Origin of the sequence: Limnohabitans sp., from assembly GCF_040401495.1 — a bacterium.
Lineage (GTDB): Bacteria > Pseudomonadota > Gammaproteobacteria > Burkholderiales > Burkholderiaceae_C > Limnohabitans.
This window is the reverse complement of sequence record NZ_JBBAOI010000003.1, coordinates 1-16,686: the sequence shown is the minus strand read 5'-3', so window position 1 is coordinate 16,686 and position 16,686 is coordinate 1. Positions and strand designations below refer to the sequence as shown.

Annotated in this window: 15 protein-coding genes; 10 read left to right on the top strand and 5 right to left on the bottom strand. The window is 52.9% G+C overall.

Going from position 1 to position 16,686, the window contains the following annotated elements:
• Nucleotides 1–12: 12 nt before the first annotated feature.
• Nucleotides 13–2,073: a ribonuclease catalytic domain-containing protein gene (locus tag AC9UEO_RS03200; RefSeq protein ID WP_509530185.1), complete on the bottom strand. Its 2,061-nt coding sequence runs from the start codon at nt 2,071–2,073 to the stop codon at nt 13–15.
• Nucleotides 2,074–2,113: 40 nt separating this feature from the next.
• Here AC9UEO_RS03200 and rodA point away from each other — a divergent pair, with 40 nt between their 5' ends.
• The 3 genes from rodA to AC9UEO_RS03185 all read left to right on the top strand — a co-directional run bounded on the left by rodA (nt 2,114) and on the right by AC9UEO_RS03185 (nt 6,117).
• The gene (gene rodA, locus AC9UEO_RS03195; protein ID WP_509529777.1) at nt 2,114–3,268 is read left to right on the top strand and encodes a rod shape-determining protein RodA; all 1,155 of its coding nucleotides are present in this window, start codon (nt 2,114–2,116) and stop codon (nt 3,266–3,268) included.
• 54 nt (nt 3,269–3,322) lie between these two features.
• On the top strand, nt 3,323–4,783 hold the full coding sequence (gene tldD, locus AC9UEO_RS03190; protein ID WP_509529774.1) for a metalloprotease TldD: 1,461 nt from the start codon (nt 3,323–3,325) through the stop codon (nt 4,781–4,783).
• Nucleotides 4,784–5,001: 218 nt separating this feature from the next.
• Entirely contained in the window at nt 5,002–6,117 is a 1,116-nt protein-coding gene (locus AC9UEO_RS03185) for a 3-deoxy-7-phosphoheptulonate synthase (protein WP_509529771.1), read from the top strand.
• 33 nt (nt 6,118–6,150) lie between these two features.
• Here AC9UEO_RS03185 and mpl read toward each other — a convergent pair whose 3' ends face one another.
• On the bottom strand, nt 6,151–7,560 hold the full coding sequence (gene mpl / locus AC9UEO_RS03180) for a UDP-N-acetylmuramate:L-alanyl-gamma-D-glutamyl-meso-diaminopimelate ligase (protein WP_509529769.1): 1,410 nt from the start codon (nt 7,558–7,560) through the stop codon (nt 6,151–6,153).
• Between the two features lie 41 nt (nt 7,561–7,601).
• On the opposite strand from mpl, the gene AC9UEO_RS03175 reads away from it, so the two are divergent.
• The 7 genes from AC9UEO_RS03175 to AC9UEO_RS03145 all read left to right on the top strand — a co-directional run bounded on the left by AC9UEO_RS03175 (nt 7,602) and on the right by AC9UEO_RS03145 (nt 13,155).
• Complete coding sequence (locus AC9UEO_RS03175; RefSeq protein WP_509529767.1) at nt 7,602–8,210, top strand: hypothetical protein; 609 nt, start codon at nt 7,602–7,604, stop codon at nt 8,208–8,210.
• Nucleotides 8,191–8,730 (top strand): TlpA disulfide reductase family protein, encoded by a 540-nt coding sequence (locus AC9UEO_RS03170; protein WP_509529765.1) that lies wholly within the window; start codon nt 8,191–8,193, stop codon nt 8,728–8,730. Before AC9UEO_RS03175 ends, AC9UEO_RS03170 begins: the two co-directional genes overlap by 20 nt.
• Nucleotides 8,731–8,812: 82 nt before the next feature.
• Complete coding sequence (gene accB / locus AC9UEO_RS03165) at nt 8,813–9,280, top strand: acetyl-CoA carboxylase biotin carboxyl carrier protein (protein WP_509529763.1); 468 nt, start codon at nt 8,813–8,815, stop codon at nt 9,278–9,280.
• 9 nt (nt 9,281–9,289) lie between these two features.
• Nucleotides 9,290–10,645: an acetyl-CoA carboxylase biotin carboxylase subunit gene (gene accC, locus AC9UEO_RS03160; RefSeq protein ID WP_509529760.1), complete on the top strand. Its 1,356-nt coding sequence runs from the start codon at nt 9,290–9,292 to the stop codon at nt 10,643–10,645.
• Nucleotides 10,645–11,520, top strand: coding sequence for a 50S ribosomal protein L11 methyltransferase (gene prmA / locus AC9UEO_RS03155; RefSeq protein ID WP_509529757.1), 876 nt, complete (start codon nt 10,645–10,647; stop codon nt 11,518–11,520). Before accC ends, prmA begins: the two co-directional genes overlap by 1 nt.
• 11 nt (nt 11,521–11,531) lie before the next feature.
• Entirely contained in the window at nt 11,532–12,254 is a 723-nt protein-coding gene (locus AC9UEO_RS03150; RefSeq protein WP_509529754.1) for a zinc-ribbon and DUF3426 domain-containing protein, read from the top strand.
• 16 nt (nt 12,255–12,270) lie between these two features.
• Nucleotides 12,271–13,155 carry a carbohydrate kinase family protein gene (locus AC9UEO_RS03145; protein ID WP_509529751.1) on the top strand — a complete coding sequence of 295 codons (885 nt, stop codon included), beginning with the start codon at nt 12,271–12,273 and terminating at the stop codon, nt 13,153–13,155.
• A gap of 56 nt (nt 13,156–13,211) precedes the next feature.
• On the opposite strand, the gene AC9UEO_RS03140 is transcribed toward AC9UEO_RS03145, so the two are convergent.
• From AC9UEO_RS03140 to AC9UEO_RS03130, 3 genes are all read right to left on the bottom strand, one after another.
• Entirely contained in the window at nt 13,212–13,697 is a 486-nt protein-coding gene (locus AC9UEO_RS03140) for a histone H1-like repetitive region-containing protein (protein WP_509529748.1), read from the bottom strand.
• 173 nt (nt 13,698–13,870) lie between these two features.
• Nucleotides 13,871–15,064, bottom strand: a complete 1,194-nt coding sequence (locus AC9UEO_RS03135; RefSeq protein WP_509529745.1) for a ribonucleotide-diphosphate reductase subunit beta — start codon at nt 15,062–15,064, stop codon at nt 13,871–13,873.
• A gap of 132 nt (nt 15,065–15,196) precedes the next feature.
• A partial coding sequence (locus AC9UEO_RS03130; RefSeq protein ID WP_509529742.1) for a ribonucleoside-diphosphate reductase subunit alpha occupies nt 15,197–16,686 on the bottom strand: 1,490 nt, incomplete at its 5' end.

The following is a 16,686-nucleotide window of genomic DNA, read 5'->3' as shown; positions in this document are numbered from 1 at the left end:
TTCAAAAAATGGTTAGCCAGATACGCCCGAAGGCGAAGCTTGGGTTTCGTCTGCATCATTCAAGTCAACAGCAATGGCGAGTGGGCCGACTGCCATCTCTTCATCTTCTTCGGTGGGTGTGGGCTCTTGCGTTGGTACCAAGGATTCGATGAATTGTGCATGTATATCCAAAGCAATCAAATCCATACCGCCTAAGCGAACCCGAACCCGACTGCCTCTTTCAAGCGCAGGAGAACCCATGACCGAAAAAACCAGCGGCAAATGGTCAGCACGTGCCAGCGCAGGTTCGCCAGGAAAGGATTTAATCACGGTCGCGTCGAGTTCTGCAAGCGCGTTTTGGCGTAAAAATTGCAAAGTCCAAAACCTCTCCATACTGGCTTGGTGAGTGTTGTAGGCAGTGTAGGCAGATTCAAAAGCGGTGATGATGCCAAACAGCTCTGCATCCTTGGGTTTGAAGGGGGCCGCCAGCGCAGCGGTTGCGCCATGTCGCACGCTGGCAATCAATTGCCATTGGTTGACCAAATCGGTGTACCGGCGCAGCGGCGAGGTACTCCACGCATAGCTGGGCACACCAATACCCGCATGGGGCAAGGCCTTGGTGCCCATGCGCACTTTGATGCCAGGTGCCAAAGAGGCTTGGCTGCGGTAAATAGCTGGCACGCCCAAACTGGCAAGCCATTGGCCCCAAGTACTGTTGGCCAAAATCATGGCTTCAGCCACGATCAGATCAAGCGGGGAGCCGCGTGTGCGAACAGTGATGTGTACCGTTTCATTTCCATCTGGACCCGTCTGAGCCACCTCTGATAAGCGGAAGTTGTAATCTGGGCGGTTGAAGGTTTCGGGTTTGCCGCGAACGAGTTCTCGGCCTGCTTTCAGATGTTTTGCCAATCGAAACAAGAAGGCCAATTCAGCATGGGGCATGGCAACTACTGTGGTGGTTTGCACATCGCTGGCCTCTTTGCGCAGCCAGCTTTCGGTGACAACCGTGTCGAGTTGATCGTGGCGCATATTGGCTTGGATAGGAACCAGCTCAAGCCGAGTTTCGGTACTTAGCACAGACAAAGTATGTGCATCAAAGCTGACATACAAAGACAATGCGGGGCAGGCGCGTCCTTCTTGCAAGGTGTAGGCTTGAACCACGCTGTCGGGCAACATGGTGATTTTGTGGCCTGGCATGTACACCGTAGACAATCGGGCTCGGCCGCACATATCAATTGCATCCCCAGGTTGGAGTGCCAAAGCCGGCGCAGCGATATGGATACCAACGGTGACGCAGTCGCTGCCCAAGCCTTGAACCGATAAAGCATCATCAATTTCGGTGGTTTGGGAGTCATCGATGGAGTAGGCCTTGATATTGGCCAACGCAAGGTCAGTGGTAACAGCGGGCGCTTGAAGGGGTGCAAAGGCCGTTCCTTTGGGGAAATGCTCAAACAAAAAACGCTGCCAGTGAAAGTCATAGGCTGAACGGATAGCGCCTGCTTTTTGAAGCAAAACCAAAGGCGCAGTTTGACTTTGTTTAGAAGCCTCCACCACAGCCTTGTACTCCGGTGCATTTTTATCAGGCTTAAAGAGAATCTTGAAAAGCTGTGTCTGCACTGGCGGAGGGCAGCGACCAAGCATCAGTTCTTGAGCCCAATCTGCGATTTGCAGTTGAAGCTGCTTTTTCTTTTCAATAGCAATCAGGGCTTGTTGCACGATATCGGCTGAGGCCTTGCGAAAGCGACCTTTGCCCGCTCTTCGGAAATAGTGGGGGGCGTCAAACAGGCAAAACAGTGTGCCCAGTTGCTCGCTGGCACTGGCGTCTTTAGAGAAATAGTCGCGTGCCAAGTCGGCAAACCCAAATTCTTCGTCAGGTGCAAACTCCCAAGCCATGTCAACTTCCATGCCGGAGGCAACCGCTTTACCGGCAAGCATGAATTCCGTAGGCTGCGGTTTGTCAAACTTCATCAGCAATTGATTGGATTTGACCTTGACACGTTTGCCGCTGTCGAGTTCGAGTTGTGCAGACGCATCAGCCTCGGACAAGACCCGTCCCGTGTGGAATTTCCCGCCTTCTTCATAAAGTGCATACATGGGGACGGATTCTCCCATGGCGCTCCGATAAACTTCGGCCATGGGAACCCAACTTGGTAAATACAGTGTGTTTCAGCGCATCACTCCGCTGGTCAAAGGCTTTGACACTGTTTTAGGTTTTGCAGTTTTGCTGTTGGCCGCAGTTGGATTGCTGACCATTTTTTCCTCGGGTTATGCCGAAGGACAGCGTTTTATAGACCATAGCCGTAATATGCTGATAGCCTGCGTCATCATGTTTGTGGTGGCGCAAATTCCGCCCCAACGCATGATGGCCTTGGCTGTACCCATTTATACCGTGGGCTTGGCTTTGTTAGTAGCGGTGGCGTTGTTTGGTTTAACCCGCAAAGGTGCTCAGCGGTGGCTCAATGTCGGTATCGTGATTCAGCCCAGCGAAATCATGAAAATTGGCATGCCGCTGATGCTCGCTTGGTGGTTTCAAAAACGCGAGGGTCAAATAAGAACCTTGGATTTTTTTGTGGGTGGGTTGATCTTGCTCATTCCTGTGGGCCTGATCGTCAAGCAACCCGATTTAGGCACAGCCATCTTGGTTTTGGCAGCAGGCTTGTATGTTATTTTTTTCGCGGGCTTGAGTTGGTGGCTGATCATTCCGCCACTGGTCTTAGGTGTTCTGGGCATTGTTTTGATTGTAATTTTCGAGCCCAGCTTATGCCTCAAGGGCGTTGATTGGCCTTTATTGAGGGATTACCAACAGCAGCGGGTATGTACTTTGTTGGACCCTGGGCGAGACCCTTTAGGCAAGGGCTTTCACACCATACAAGGCATGATTGCGATTGGTTCGGGCGGCTTTTGGGGCAAAGGCTTTATGCAAGGCACACAAGCACAACTCGATTTCATTCCTGAGCGCACCACCGACTTTGTGTTTGCTGCCTACGCAGAAGAATTTGGTTTGTTGGGTAATATGCTTTTGCTAGGTGGATTTTTGGTCTTGGTTTTAAGGGGCTTGGCGATCGCTCTTGAAGGGCCCACCTTGTTTGCCCGCTTGTTGGCGGGCAGCGTGACCTTGATCTTCTTTACCTATGCTTTTGTCAATATGGGCATGGTCAGTGGTTTTTTACCGGTCGTTGGGGTGCCCTTGCCCTTTATCAGTTACGGGGGGACGTCCATGGTGACACTGGGCTTTGGCATTGGCATTTTGCTATCCATCGCCAAAGCCAAGCAATTGGTGCAGTCTTAGCCTAGCCTCAACCCGTGGCGCACAGGGTTGTCGCCCGACTCCTACAATAGCGACATGATTTCACGCGAACCCACCCTCGAGCGATTGACCATCGCGCAAAACCTGCTCCTTACACCCTACGGTTTGGACGAATCCCATCTCACCCAAGCTTTGTCGGCCATCCGAGCCCATCAAGTCGATGACGCTGATTTGTACTTTCAGTACACACGCTCCGAAGGTTGGAGCTTGGAGGAGGGTATTGTCAAAACCGGCTCTTTCAGCATTGACCAAGGCGTGGGCGTGCGTGCGGTGAGTGGCGAGAAAACCGCTTTTGCCTATTCCGACGATATTTCCTTGGCCTCGTTGATGGACGCAGCGCACACGGTGCGCAGCATCTCGGCAGCAGGCCTGAATGCCCGCACCCACGTACCGGCAAGGGTCATCGCACCCAGCCGAACCCTGTACCACGGGCTTGACCCAATTGCCAGTTTGGACAGCACCGCCAAAGTTCAGTTGCTCGAGCGCATGGAAAAACAAGCCCGCGCCAAAGACCCACGAGTGGTGCAGGTCATGGCTGGCTTAGCCAGCGAGTACGACGTGGTCATGGTGGCACGAGCTGACGGCACTTTGGCCGCCGATGTGCGCCCCTTGGTTCGCTTGTCTTTGTCGGTCATCGTCGAGCAAAACGGACGCCGTGAAAGTGGTTCCGCCGGTGGTGGCGGTCGCTTTGGATTGGCGCATTTTGATGCGGATTGTTTAAGCCGCTATGTGGATGAAGCTGTTGGCTCAGCCTTGACCAACTTGGAAGCTCGCCCTGCGCCTGCTGGCGAGATGACCGTGGTGCTGGGCTCGGGTTGGCCTGGCATTTTGCTGCACGAGGCCATCGGTCACGGTTTGGAAGGCGACTTCAACCGCAAGGGGTCTAGCGCCTTCAGCGGCAAAATTGGCCAACGTGTGGCCGCCAAAGGCGTGACGGTGTTGGACGACGGCACCATTGCCGATCGCCGTGGCTCGCTCAACGTGGACGATGAAGGCCATGCGAGTCAGAAAAACGTGTTGATCGAAGACGGTATTTTGGTGGGCTATATCCAAGACAGCTTGAACGCTCGCTTGATGGGTGTTGCCCCCACAGGCAACGGTAGACGCGAAAGCTATGCGCACGTACCCATGCCGCGAATGACCAACACCTATATGTTGGCAGGCAACAAGGCCCCAGAAGAAATCGTCGCTAGCATCAAAAAAGGCTTGTACGCCACCAACTTTGGCGGTGGCCAAGTGGACATCACTTCGGGCAAGTTTGTATTCTCCGCCAGCCAGGCTTACTGGGTAGAAAACGGAAAAATTCAATACCCCGTCAAAGGAGCTACCTTGGTCGGCAATGGTCCCGATGCCCTCACACGCGTCAGCATGATCGGTAACGATATGGCACTTGATCCTGGTGTGGGTACCTGCGGCAAAGAAGGGCAAAGCGTGCCCGTGGGCGTGGGCCAGCCCACCTTGCGCATCGACGGTTTGACCGTGGGCGGGACGGCTTGAGTTCAGTCCTCATGCCCTTGTTTGCCGGTGTGCTACAGTCTGAGACATGACTTCATTGCATTTTTACTTTGCTTACTTTTCCTTCTCACGCTTCACCGGCGGTCGAGAGGTCTGAACGCAAACAACGCTCTGAACTCGCAAACCAACCGCCGGCAACGGCGGTTTTTTTTTGCCCCATCCCTTTGTACCGATCTGAAACGCTTCCAAGGAGCCTCTCGATGAAAACCCCCAAGCATGATGCTTATGCGCCGATCAATGACCAGACCAGCCAAACCGACAATCAACGCATCAAGGACATCACCGTGCTGCCGCCTCCCGAGCATTTAATCCGCTTCTTCCCCATTGCCGGCACCGCTGTCGAGAGCTTGATCGCCAAGACCCGCCAGCGCATCCACAAAATCATGGCCGGCAAAGACGACCGCTTGTTGGTGGTGATGGGCCCTTGCTCCATCCACGACCCCGCTGCCGCCTTGGACTATGCGCGTCGCTTGAAGGTAGAGCGCGAAAAATACGCCGATACCTTGGAAATTGTGATGCGGGTGTATTTTGAAAAACCCCGTACCACAGTGGGTTGGAAAGGCTTGATCAACGACCCTTACTTGGACGAGAGCTTTCGCATCGACGAGGGCTTGCGCATTGCGCGCCAGTTGCTCATTGAGATCAACCGCGCTGGCGTGCCCGCGGGCAGCGAGTTTTTGGATGTGATTTCACCGCAATACATTGGCGACCTGATCAGTTGGGGTGCCATTGGCGCACGCACCACCGAGAGCCAGGTCCACCGCGAGTTGGCCTCTGGCTTGTCGGCGCCGATTGGCTTTAAAAACGGCACAGACGGCAACATCAAAATTGCCACCGACGCCATCCAAGCCGCAGCGCGCGGTCACCACTTTTTGTCGGTGCACAAAAACGGCCAAGTCGCGATTGTGCAAACCCAAGGTAACCCTGATTGCCACGTGATTTTGCGTGGCGGCAAAACGCCCAATTACGATGCCGCCAGCGTGACCGCCGCCTGCAAAGAGCTCGAAGCCGCCAAATTGCCCGCCAGTTTGATGGTGGACTGCAGCCATGCCAACAGCAGCAAACAGCATGAACGCCAGTTGGTGGTGGCCCAAGACATTGCCGACCAAATGGCCAGCGGTTCACACAGCGTGTTTGGCGTGATGATCGAAAGCCATCTCAAAGCAGGTGCGCAAAAGTTCACCCCCGGCAAAGACAAGGTGCAAGACTTGGTTTACGGCCAAAGCATCACCGATGCTTGTTTGGCTTGGGACGATTCCCTGCAAGCGCTGGAGGCGCTGTCAGCAGGCGTGAAAGCACGGCGCGGCAAAAAATAAAATCAACATTACATCGAAGCAGTCGCGATGATGCTATGTCAAGGCTTGCAGCAACTTGGCGTGCACGCCACCGAAGCCGCCATTGCTCATGCACAGCACATGGTCGCCGGGGCGGGCAGCGGCCTTGACCTGCGCCACCAAGCTGTCGATGTCGCCAGCGGTATGCGCCCTTGTACCCATCGAGGCCAAGGCCTCGGCGGCGTCCCAGTCCAAGCCAGCGGTGTGACAAAACGCCAAATCGGCTTGCTCCAAACTCCACGGCAATTGCGACTTCATGGCGCCGAGTTTCATGGTGTTGCTGCGTGGCTCGAACACCGCCAAGATGCGGGCTTTGCCTACTTGGCGGCGCAGGCCGTCCACCGTGGTTCGAATGGCGGTGGGGTGGTGGGCGAAATCGTCGTAGACCGTGATGGCTTGTGCGCCCGTGCCCACGCGGCCGTGCACCTCCATGCGCCGGCGCACATTCTCGAAAGATGACAAAGCCTGGCAAGCGTCTGCCACGGCCACGCCCACATGATCAACGGCAATGACAGCGGCCAAGGCGTTCATTTGGTTGTGCACCCCGCCCAAATTCCATTGCACCCGGCCTTTGACCGCGCCGTGGTGCAAGACTTCAAAGTCATTGGGCTCACCGCGCAGTTGCCATGCGGCATGGGGCGAAGCGCCAAAACCCGCCACCTCGCTCCATTGGCCCATGGTCAGTACCCTTTGCAAACTGTCTTGCTCGGCGTTCACCACCAAGCGACCGCTGGCGGGGACGGTGCGCACCAAGTGGTGAAATTGGCGCTCAATCGCGGCCAAGTCGGGGAAGATGTCGGCGTGGTCGAACTCGAGGTTGTTGAGCACCGCGGTGCGGGGGCGGTAATGCACAAACTTGCTGCGCTTGTCAAAAAAGGCGGTGTCGTACTCGTCGGCCTCGATGACAAAGAGTGGCCGGCTTTGCCCTTGGGCCAACGCCCCCAAACGGGCTGACACGCCAAAGTTCAGCGGCACGCCGCCGATCAAAAAGCCGGGTGTCAGGCCAGCATGCTCCAAAACCCAGCTCAGCATGGCGGTGGTGGTGGTTTTGCCGTGGGTGCCAGCAATGGCCAGCACATGGCGAGGCTGTGAAGCGGCATGTAGCACATGGTCGCTCAACCACTGTGGGCCGCTGGTGTAGGGCAGGCCGGCCTCCAAAATCGCCTCCATCAGCGGGTAGCGGGGCGTGCCGTCGGCCAAGCGGGCGCGAGAGACCACATTGCCCACGACGAACATATCCGGCTTCAAGGCCAGTTGGTCGGCGCTGTAGCCCTCGATCAGATCGATGCCCAAGGCGCGCAGTTGGTCACTCATGGGGGGGTAGACGCCGCTGTCGCAGCCGGTGACGCGGTGGCCGGCTTCGCGGGCCAGGGCGGCCAAGCCGCCCATGAAGGTGCCACAGACGCCTAATATATGAATATGCATATTGGCCATTGTAAAAGTGTGTGCGGCACAATTCGAGAACCATGAATATCACTGACTCACAAGAAATTGCTGCCACCGCTGCTCGGCTCATTGTGGAAGAGGGTTTGGGGTACGGACCTGCCAAGCGCCGCGCTGTTCGTGAGCTTGGATTGAGTTCCCGAACAGCGTTGCCAAACAACGAACTCACTGAGCAAGCGGTTCGCGAATACATAGACATTTTTTGTGCTGACACACAGCCCATAGAACTTGCTGCTTTGCGTGAACTGGCCTTGAAGTGGATGCAGCGGGTTGCTGAATTTCGACCTCACCTCAGCGGCGCAGTTTGGCGGGGCACCGCCACCCGCCTGTCTGACATCTACATTCAGTTGTTTTGCGACGAAGCCAAGTCAGCTGAACTTTTGCTGATCGACAAAGGTGTGCGCTACGAGGTTCACGCCGTCAGCGGCTTCAAGGGGGAAACGGTGGATGCACTGAGTGTGCGCAGTCGCTGTCCGGTCTTGAATGAAGAAATAGGTGTGCATTTCATGGTTTACGACTACGACGACATGCGTGGTGCTTTGTTGCCAGACGCCCATGGCCAAGCTTGGCGGGGGGATACCGAGGCTGTTCGGCGGTTGGTAGACTCCATGGATGGAAGAACCTCTGTCTGACACACCAAGGCGTTCGTCGCGTCGACTGCTTTTAGGCGCGGCTGTCATGGCCATGGTGGCTGGCGCTGGCTTTAACTGGACCAGACTCAGGCCTAGGGCTCTTTCCCCTGAAGCCGCGCAAGCTTTATGGACGGCTGAATTTGACCAACCCAATGGCGAGCTTTTGCGTCTTTCTGAATTTCAAGGCAAGCCCTTGGTACTGAATTTTTGGGCCACTTGGTGCACCCCTTGTGTAGAGGAAATGCCTTTATTAGAGGCCTTCTTTCAAGAAAACCTATCTAAAAGCTGGCAAGTTGTGGGATTGGCCATCGATCAACCCAGTGCCGTCAAACGCTTCTTAAAGCAAAACCCCGTAAACTACCCGATCGGATTTGCAGGTTTGGGCGGCACCGAACTGGTGAAAACTTTGGGTAACCCGAAAGGTGGTTTGCCTTTTACACTGGTTTTAAATGCACAAGGTGGACTGGTTGTGCAAAAATTAGGAAAACTATCTGGTCAAGAAATGCGTCAATGGGTGTAAATTAAGACGCATATTGACTGTGCCATTGTCTTTACAATGGTTTAACTTTAACCACTGTTAACCGCAGAAGACTACAAAATTCATGGACTTAAGAAAACTTAAAACATTAATCGACTTGGTCTCTGACTCAAACGTGTCGGAATTGGAGATCACCGAAGCCGAGGGCAAGGTGCGCATTGTCAAAGGCCCCGTCGGTGGGCATGTCATGGTGGCAGCGCCTGTGGCCGCGCCTGTCGTGGCTGCCGCACCGCCAATGGGTGCAGCTGTGCCTACGGCTGCTGCCGTTTTGTCCGAGGCCGAACAGGCCGCTGCTGCTGGCCATGTGGTCAAGTCACCTATGGTGGGCACCTTCTACACCTCTTCCAGCCCCGAAGCCAAGCCCTTTGTGCAAGTTGGCACTGTGGTGAAAGAGGGTGAAACCATTTGCATTATCGAAGCCATGAAGATTTTGAATGAAATCGAGGCAGACAAAAGTGGCACCATCACCCGCATCTTGGTCGATAACGGCCAAGCTGTGGAATACGGCCAGCCCTTGTTCCATATCGAGTGATGCCAGCGCATGTTTAAAAAAATCTTGATCGCCAATCGTGGCGAAATCGCGCTGCGAATTCAGCGTGCTTGCAAAGAGCTTGGTGTGGAAGCGGTGGTGGTGTATTCCGAAGCTGATCGTGAAGCCAAATATGTGAAGTTGGCCGAAGAGGCGGTGTGCATCGGCCCAGCCTCATCCACCCTTAGCTACTTGAACATGCCCGCCATCATTTCGGCGGCTGAAGTCACGGACGCTGAGGCCATACACCCTGGCTACGGCTTTTTAAGTGAAAACGCTGACTTCGCCGAGCGGGTTGAAAAAAGCGGTTTCACCTTCATCGGTCCCACCCCAGAGTCCATCCGCATGATGGGTGACAAGGTGTCTGCCAAGCAGGCCATGATCAAAGCGGGCGTACCCTGTGTGCCTGGCTCTGAAGGCGAGTTGCCCGATGATCCCGCTCAAATACGCAGAATTGCTAAAACCATTGGCTACCCCGTCATCATCAAAGCCGCCGGTGGCGGTGGTGGACGAGGTATGCGGGTGGTGCACAACGAAGCGGCACTCATCCATGCAGTGCAAACCACCAAGGCTGAAGCTGGCGCTGCCTTTGGCAACCCAGCCGTGTACATGGAAAAGTTTTTACAAAACCCCAGACACATAGAAATTCAAATTCTGGCTGACAACTATAAAAACGCCATTTATTTGGGCGAGCGTGACTGCTCCATGCAACGGCGTCACCAAAAAGTCATTGAAGAGGCGCCTGCGCCTGGCATTGCCCGCAAATTTATTGAACGCATCGGCGAGCGTTGTGTGGCTGCTTGCAAAAAAATGGGCTACCGCGGCGCCGGTACCTTTGAGTTTTTGTATGAAAACGGCGAGTTTTATTTCATTGAAATGAACACCCGTGTGCAGGTGGAGCATCCTGTGACAGAGTTCATTACGGGCATTGATATTGTCAAAACCCAAATCATGACCGCTGCAGGGCAAAAATTGCCTTACACCCAACGCCAAGTGGTGTTCAAGGGTCATGCGATGGAGTGCCGTGTCAATGCTGAAGACCCGTTCAAGTTCACGCCTTCGCCTGGGCGCATCACCATGTGGCATCCGCCAGGGGGTCCAGGCGTTAGAGTTGACTCCCACATTTACAGTAATTACTTTGTCCCCCCCCATTACGACTCCATGATTGGCAAAATCATTGTGTATGGCGATAACCGCGAACATGCTTTGGCACGTATGCGAACAGCGTTGGGTGAAACGGTGGTGGAAGGTATTCAAACCAATATTGCTTTGCACCGCGAACTCATGATGGATCCAGGCTTCATAGCGGGTGGTACCAATATTCATTACTTGGAAGAGTGGTTAGCTGTGAGAGCGTCTGCAGCCTGATGTTCGAGTTGATACTGCTGTGTGCTCAAGACCAAGTCGAGACCGTCAGTGAAGCGCTCTTGGCTTTAGATGCATTAAGCGTCTCCGTAGAAGATGCCGATGCCCACACCGAGCAAGAGCAAGCTTTGTTTGGTGAGCCTGGAATGCCTGCACCAGCGCAGGGTTGGTTGCACTCACAGGTGGTTGCGTTGTTTGCTGATCAAGCTTTGGCAGAGCAGGCGGCGGACATACTCAAGGTGCAAGATTTTTTTGGCAAAGCCAGCGTGGAACGCATTGTCGAGGTTCCCAATCAAGACTGGGTGCGCTTAACCCAATCGCAATTTGAGCCAGTAGAAATCACCCCTGAGTTATGGGTTGTTCCCTCTTGGCATGCAGTTCCTGCACAAGCGAGCAAGGTGATTCGTTTAGACCCTGGTTTGGCTTTTGGCACTGGCACCCATCCCACTACGCGTATGTGTTTGCGCTGGATTGCCCACCATGTGATGCCGCAAAGTCGTGTCTTGGATTACGGTTGTGGTTCGGGTATTTTGGCTATTGGGGCAGCCATGTGTGGCGCGAGTAGCGTAGACGCTGTGGACATCGACAACGACGCAGTGACTGCGGCCCAAGCTAATGCAATAGCTAACCACGTGATTGTGAATACCGGTTTGCCCGATATGGCTCAAGGGCTTTATGGGTTGGTGGTCGCCAATATATTGGCTGCACCCTTGAAGGTGCTTGCACCCTTGCTATGCGGTCATATGAAAGAAGGTGGACACTTGATTTTGGCTGGTATTTTGAGTCGACAGGTTGAAGAAATACAACTCGCTTATGCACCCTACATCCAACTCCAAGTTGCCGATACGCTGGACGGTTGGGTGTTGATGACAACCTAAAATCGACACCTATGTCGATAGTCACCCTTTGTCCTCAGTGCAAGACTGCTTTTGCGATTCAAGCAGAGCATTACAGCGCAGCCGATGCATGGGTGCGCTGTGGTCGATGTGCCCATGTGTTCGAGGTCGATCAGCATTTATTTGAAATTGACTCCACTCAGGGCGAAACAGGGCCCTCAACTACCGAACCCCCCACTGTCGCCCCTGTTGCTATAGGGGCTCCTTCCGTTGTACTTGTTACACCTCCTGTGTGGCAAGCTGTCAATAACACAAGCCCTGCATTAGCGGTGGTGGTGGCTATGCTGGCTGCAGCGGTTTTCTTAGGGCAACTACTTGTGTTTCAGCGCAATAAATTGGTGGCGCTGAACCTCAGTGTGTCGCCTTTTTTCAATTCAGTTTGTCAGACCTTCGGCTGTCGGGTGGATTGGCCCAAAGAGCCCGATAAAGTGGCCATTGACAGTACCAACTTTAAACAACTCGGTAAAGATCAATTCTCGTTTACCTTGTCAGTCAAAAATCAAGCCACCTATTTTTTAGGCACCCCTGCGCTTGAGCTCACCTTGACCAATGATGAGGAAGGGGATGTGGTGCGCAAGGTGTGGTTGGCTCAAGAGATAGACCTGCCCGAAGTACTCAAGCCCATGCGCACCCAAACAGTGGAAATGGTTTTTTCAGTAGAAGAACCGTTGGCTGGCAAAATTAACGGTTACCGAGCCTTGCTTTTTTACCCTTAACAAACTAGGATTTTTCATGGCAGCACTGATTTGCGGTTCATTGGCTTTTGACACCATCATGCACTTTGAGGGTCGCTTTAAAGAACAAATTCTTGCTGAGCAGCTTCATATTTTGAATGTGTCTTTTCTGGTACCTCGCTTACAGCGAGATTTTGGTGGATGCGCTGGAAATATCGCTTACAGCATGAAACTTTTGGGTGCAGAGCCCTTGCCCATGGCCACCTTAGGCAATGATGGCGCTAGTTATCTGCAACGTTTGCAAGACCTTGGCATATCAACAGCGCATATCAAAACGATTGAAGACACCTATACCGCGCAAGCCATGATCATGACCGATTTGGATAACAATCAAATCACCGCTTTTCATCCTGGCGCCATGATGCAAGCCCACGCTTTGCATGTTGAAAAGCATCCGGATATACGTTTGGGCATCATCTCACCCGATGGACGTGACGCCATGCTTTCACACGCACAACAGATGGCCGATGCAGGCATTCCTTTTGTGTTCGACCCCGGTCAAGGTTTGCCCATATTTGATGGGCAAGAGTTGCGCCATTTCATTGAGTTGGCGACATGGGTCACGGTGAATGATTACGAAGGAAAAATGCTGAGCGACCGAACCGGTTGGAGTTCAGCCGAGATTTCTTCCCATGTCAAAGGCCTGATCGTGACCTTGGGTGCGCAGGGATGTGAAGTTTGGCAGCAGGGCCATAAACACCTGGTGAATCCTGTGAAAGCCCAAGCTGTAGTTGACCCCACAGGATGCGGCGATGCATGGCGCGGTGCCTTATTGTTTGGCTTAGAACAAGACTGGGATTTGGTGAAGTGCGCCGAACTCGGTAACCGTATAGGCGCCCTCAAAATAGCCAGCCGTGGCCCACAAAATTACCAGCTGACATAAAAAAACCCGGTGCATGCACCGGGTTGGGAGTGGGCGAAAGTCCCTTACTGAATCAGTTAGGGCTTTGACGCTGTCGGAAAAGGCCAAGCAGCTTGTGGATTCAGCGTGGTTTGTGCCACATGATGCACAGCTGAAGGCTTAGCTACGTGTGCAGCAGGTTTTGAGGCTGCTACTTTCTTAGCGATTGGTTTTTTTTTTGCAGCAACCTTTTTAGCGGGTGCTTTTTTTGCGACTGGTTTTTTCTTAGCTGCTGGCTTTTTGGCAGGTGCCTTTTTAGCCACCGGCTTTTTCTTAGCGGCTGGTTTTTTAGCGATTGGCTTTTTCTTCGCTACTGGCTTTTTGGCAGGTGCTTTTTTAGCGACTGGCTTTTTCTTAGCTGCTGGTTTTTTAGCAGGTGCTTTTTTAGCGACTGGTTTTTTCTTCGCTACAGGTTTCTTAGCAGCCACTTTTTTTGCGGCTGGTTTCTTAGCAACAGCTTTTTTTGCTGCTGGCTTCTTTTTTGCTGCTGGTTTTTTTGCAGCGGTTTTTTTTGCAGTTGCCATTAGATACTCCTAGATCAAGTTTTCAGATCGTTGGTTCAAAACACTTGGCCCTTCATCAAAGCCAAGAGATTCATGGAACTGGACAAATGTCCAATTCCATGAACGGGGTGAGTCCAAGCACTGGCGAATTGAATCTGCAAGTGTTTGGACAAAGAGGTTATGCATGTTGTCAATCAATCCCAAGATAGCGCGCCGCCGGTTTGGTACTCAATCACGCGTGTTTCAAAGAAATTGCGTTCCTTTTTCAAATCAATCATTTCACTCATCCAAGGAAACGGATTTTCTTCATTAGGGTATAGAGTCTCAAGACCAATTTGGGTGGCGCGGCGATTCGCTATGTAGCGCAAATAGCCTTTGAACATGGAAGCGTTCATGCCCAGAACTCCACGAGGCATGGTGTCTTCTGCATAGCGATATTCAAGCTCAACCGCTTGGTGAAACAAGTCGATGATGTCTGCCTTGAATTCACTTGTCCACAAATGCGGATTTTCAAGTTTGATTTGGTTGATCAGATCAATACCAAAATTGCAGTGCATGGATTCATCTCGCAAGATGTACTGGTATTGCTCTGCTGCACCCGTCATTTTATTTTGACGACCTAAAGCCAAAATTTGGGTAAAGCCGACATAGAAGAACAGGCCTTCCATCAAACACGCAAACACAATGAGAGACTTGAGCAGGGTCTGGTCAGTCTCTGGCGTTCCAGTGTGGAAATGGGGATCCATGATCGCATCAATGAAGGGGATCAAGAACTCGTCTTTGTTGCGTATAGAAGAAACCTCATGGTAGGCATTGAAGATTTCGCTTTCATCAAGCCCTAAAGATTCAACGATGTATTGGTAAGCGTGGGTATGAATAGCTTCTTCAAAGGCTTGGCGCAGCAAAAACTGGCGGCATTCGGGTGCTGTGATATGTCTGTAGGTACCCAGCACAATGTTGTTGGCAGCCAGTGAGTCTGCAGTCACAAAAAACCCTAAATTGCGCTTGATGATTCGGCGCTCATCTTTGGTCAAGCCATTGGGGTCTTTCCACAAGGCAATGTCACGGGTCATGTTGACCTCTTGCGGCATCCAGTGGTTGGCACAGGTAGCGAGGTATTTCTCCCAAGCCCATTTGTACTTAAAGGGAACCAACTGGTTGACGTCGGTTTGACCGTTGATGATCCGCTTGTCCGCCGCATTTACGCGCCGAGTGTCTGTCGTTTGGGCAGGGGTAGCTGAAACGGTGGGAGGGATGGCAGACACCACGGCACCATCGTCGAGAACACGCATGGTAGGTGTGGGGGAGGCGTCCGTAGGCGGCGGCGAAACATTTCCTTGCAAAGGAACAGGTGGCAAAGGCTGTACTTCTTCTTCCCAGGTCAACATAGTGGCGTTTCCATCGTTCTGATTATCAATGGAGAAATGAGAAATTCACAGAATTCATTCACATTCCTCTCGGGCTTTGTTGTTGATTTGCATCGACACACACGGGTATATGCGCTTGGCAAACAGGAGGCGTTATTGACAGGCTTCACAAGTGGGATCATCAATGCCGCACACCTTGATATCGGTTGCAGGGGTCTGCGCTTGGACTTGTGCGCGTGCGCTTGCAGCGGCAATTTCCATGGCGCTCAGGCCCGAACCAGAACCCGAGGACACTGCGTTGTGCGATCCGGATTGAACCGTGGACTTTTCAGCCTGTGTGGCGCTGGTGGTGCGCAAATAGTAGGTGGTCTTGAGGCCGCGCAACCATGCAAGCTTGTAGGTTTCATCGAGCTTTTTACCTGATGCGCCGGCCATGTAAATATTGAGCGACTGCGCTTGGTCTATCCATTTTTGACGTCGTGCGGCCGCCTCGACCAACCATTGAGTCTCCACTTCGAAGGCGGTTGCATACAGATCTTTGAGGTCTTGCGGAACACGGTCAATGGGGCGCAAAGAACCATCAAAATGTTTGAGATCCATGACCATCACATCGTCCCACAGGCCAAGGCGTTTGAGGTCTTTAACCAAATAAGAGTTGATGATAGTGAACTCACCGGACAAATTCGATTTGACCGACAGATTGCCAAAGCAAGGTTCGATGGAGGCGTCCACACCCACAATGTTGGAGATGGTAGCGGTGGGAGCGATGGCTACGCAGTTGGAGTTGCGCATGCCGTCGGTTTTGATTTTTTGACGAAGCGCTTCCCAGTCGAGGGTGGTGCTACGGTCGGCTTCAATGTAGCCGCTGCGGGCTTTTTCCAGCAGATCTAGGGTGTCTAACGGAAGAACACCTTGATCCCACAAAGAACCTTGGTAGGTGGAGTAGCGACCGCGCTCTTTGGCAAGTTCTGTGGACGCCCAGTAAGCGTAGTAGCAAACAGCTTCCATGGATCGGTCAGCAAAATCGACAGCGGCTTGTGAAGCGTAGGGCACACGCATTTCGTACAAGCTGTCTTGGAAAGCCATGATGCCCATACCAACCGGGCGGTGTTTGAAGTTGGAATCGCGGGCTTTCTTGACGGCGTAGTAATTGATATCAATCACATTGTCGAGCATACGCATGGCAGTGTTCACCGTGCGTTTGAGTTTGTCGTGGTCGAGTTCAGGTCCGTGCGCGCCTTGTTTAAGGTGCTGAATCAGGTTGACCGAGCCCAAATTGCAAACAGCGGTTTCGGTGTCACTGGTGTTGAGGGTAATTTCAGTACACAGGTTGGAAGAATGCACCACACCAACGTGTTGCTGGGGTGAGCGCACATTGCAGGCATCTTTAAAGGTAATCCAAGGATGGCCTGTTTCAAATAGCATGGTCAGCATCTTGCGCCACAGATCTGCCGCTTGCAACGTTTTGGTCGGCTGAATCAGGCCTTGCTTGGCTTGTGTTTCATAGTTGGTATAGGCCTTCTCAAATTCACTGCCGAACTTATCGTGCAAGTCTGGGGTGGTAGAGGGGGAAAACAATGTCCATTCACCTTTTTCCATGACGCGGCGCATGAACAGGTCGGGGATCCAGTTGGCGGTGTTCA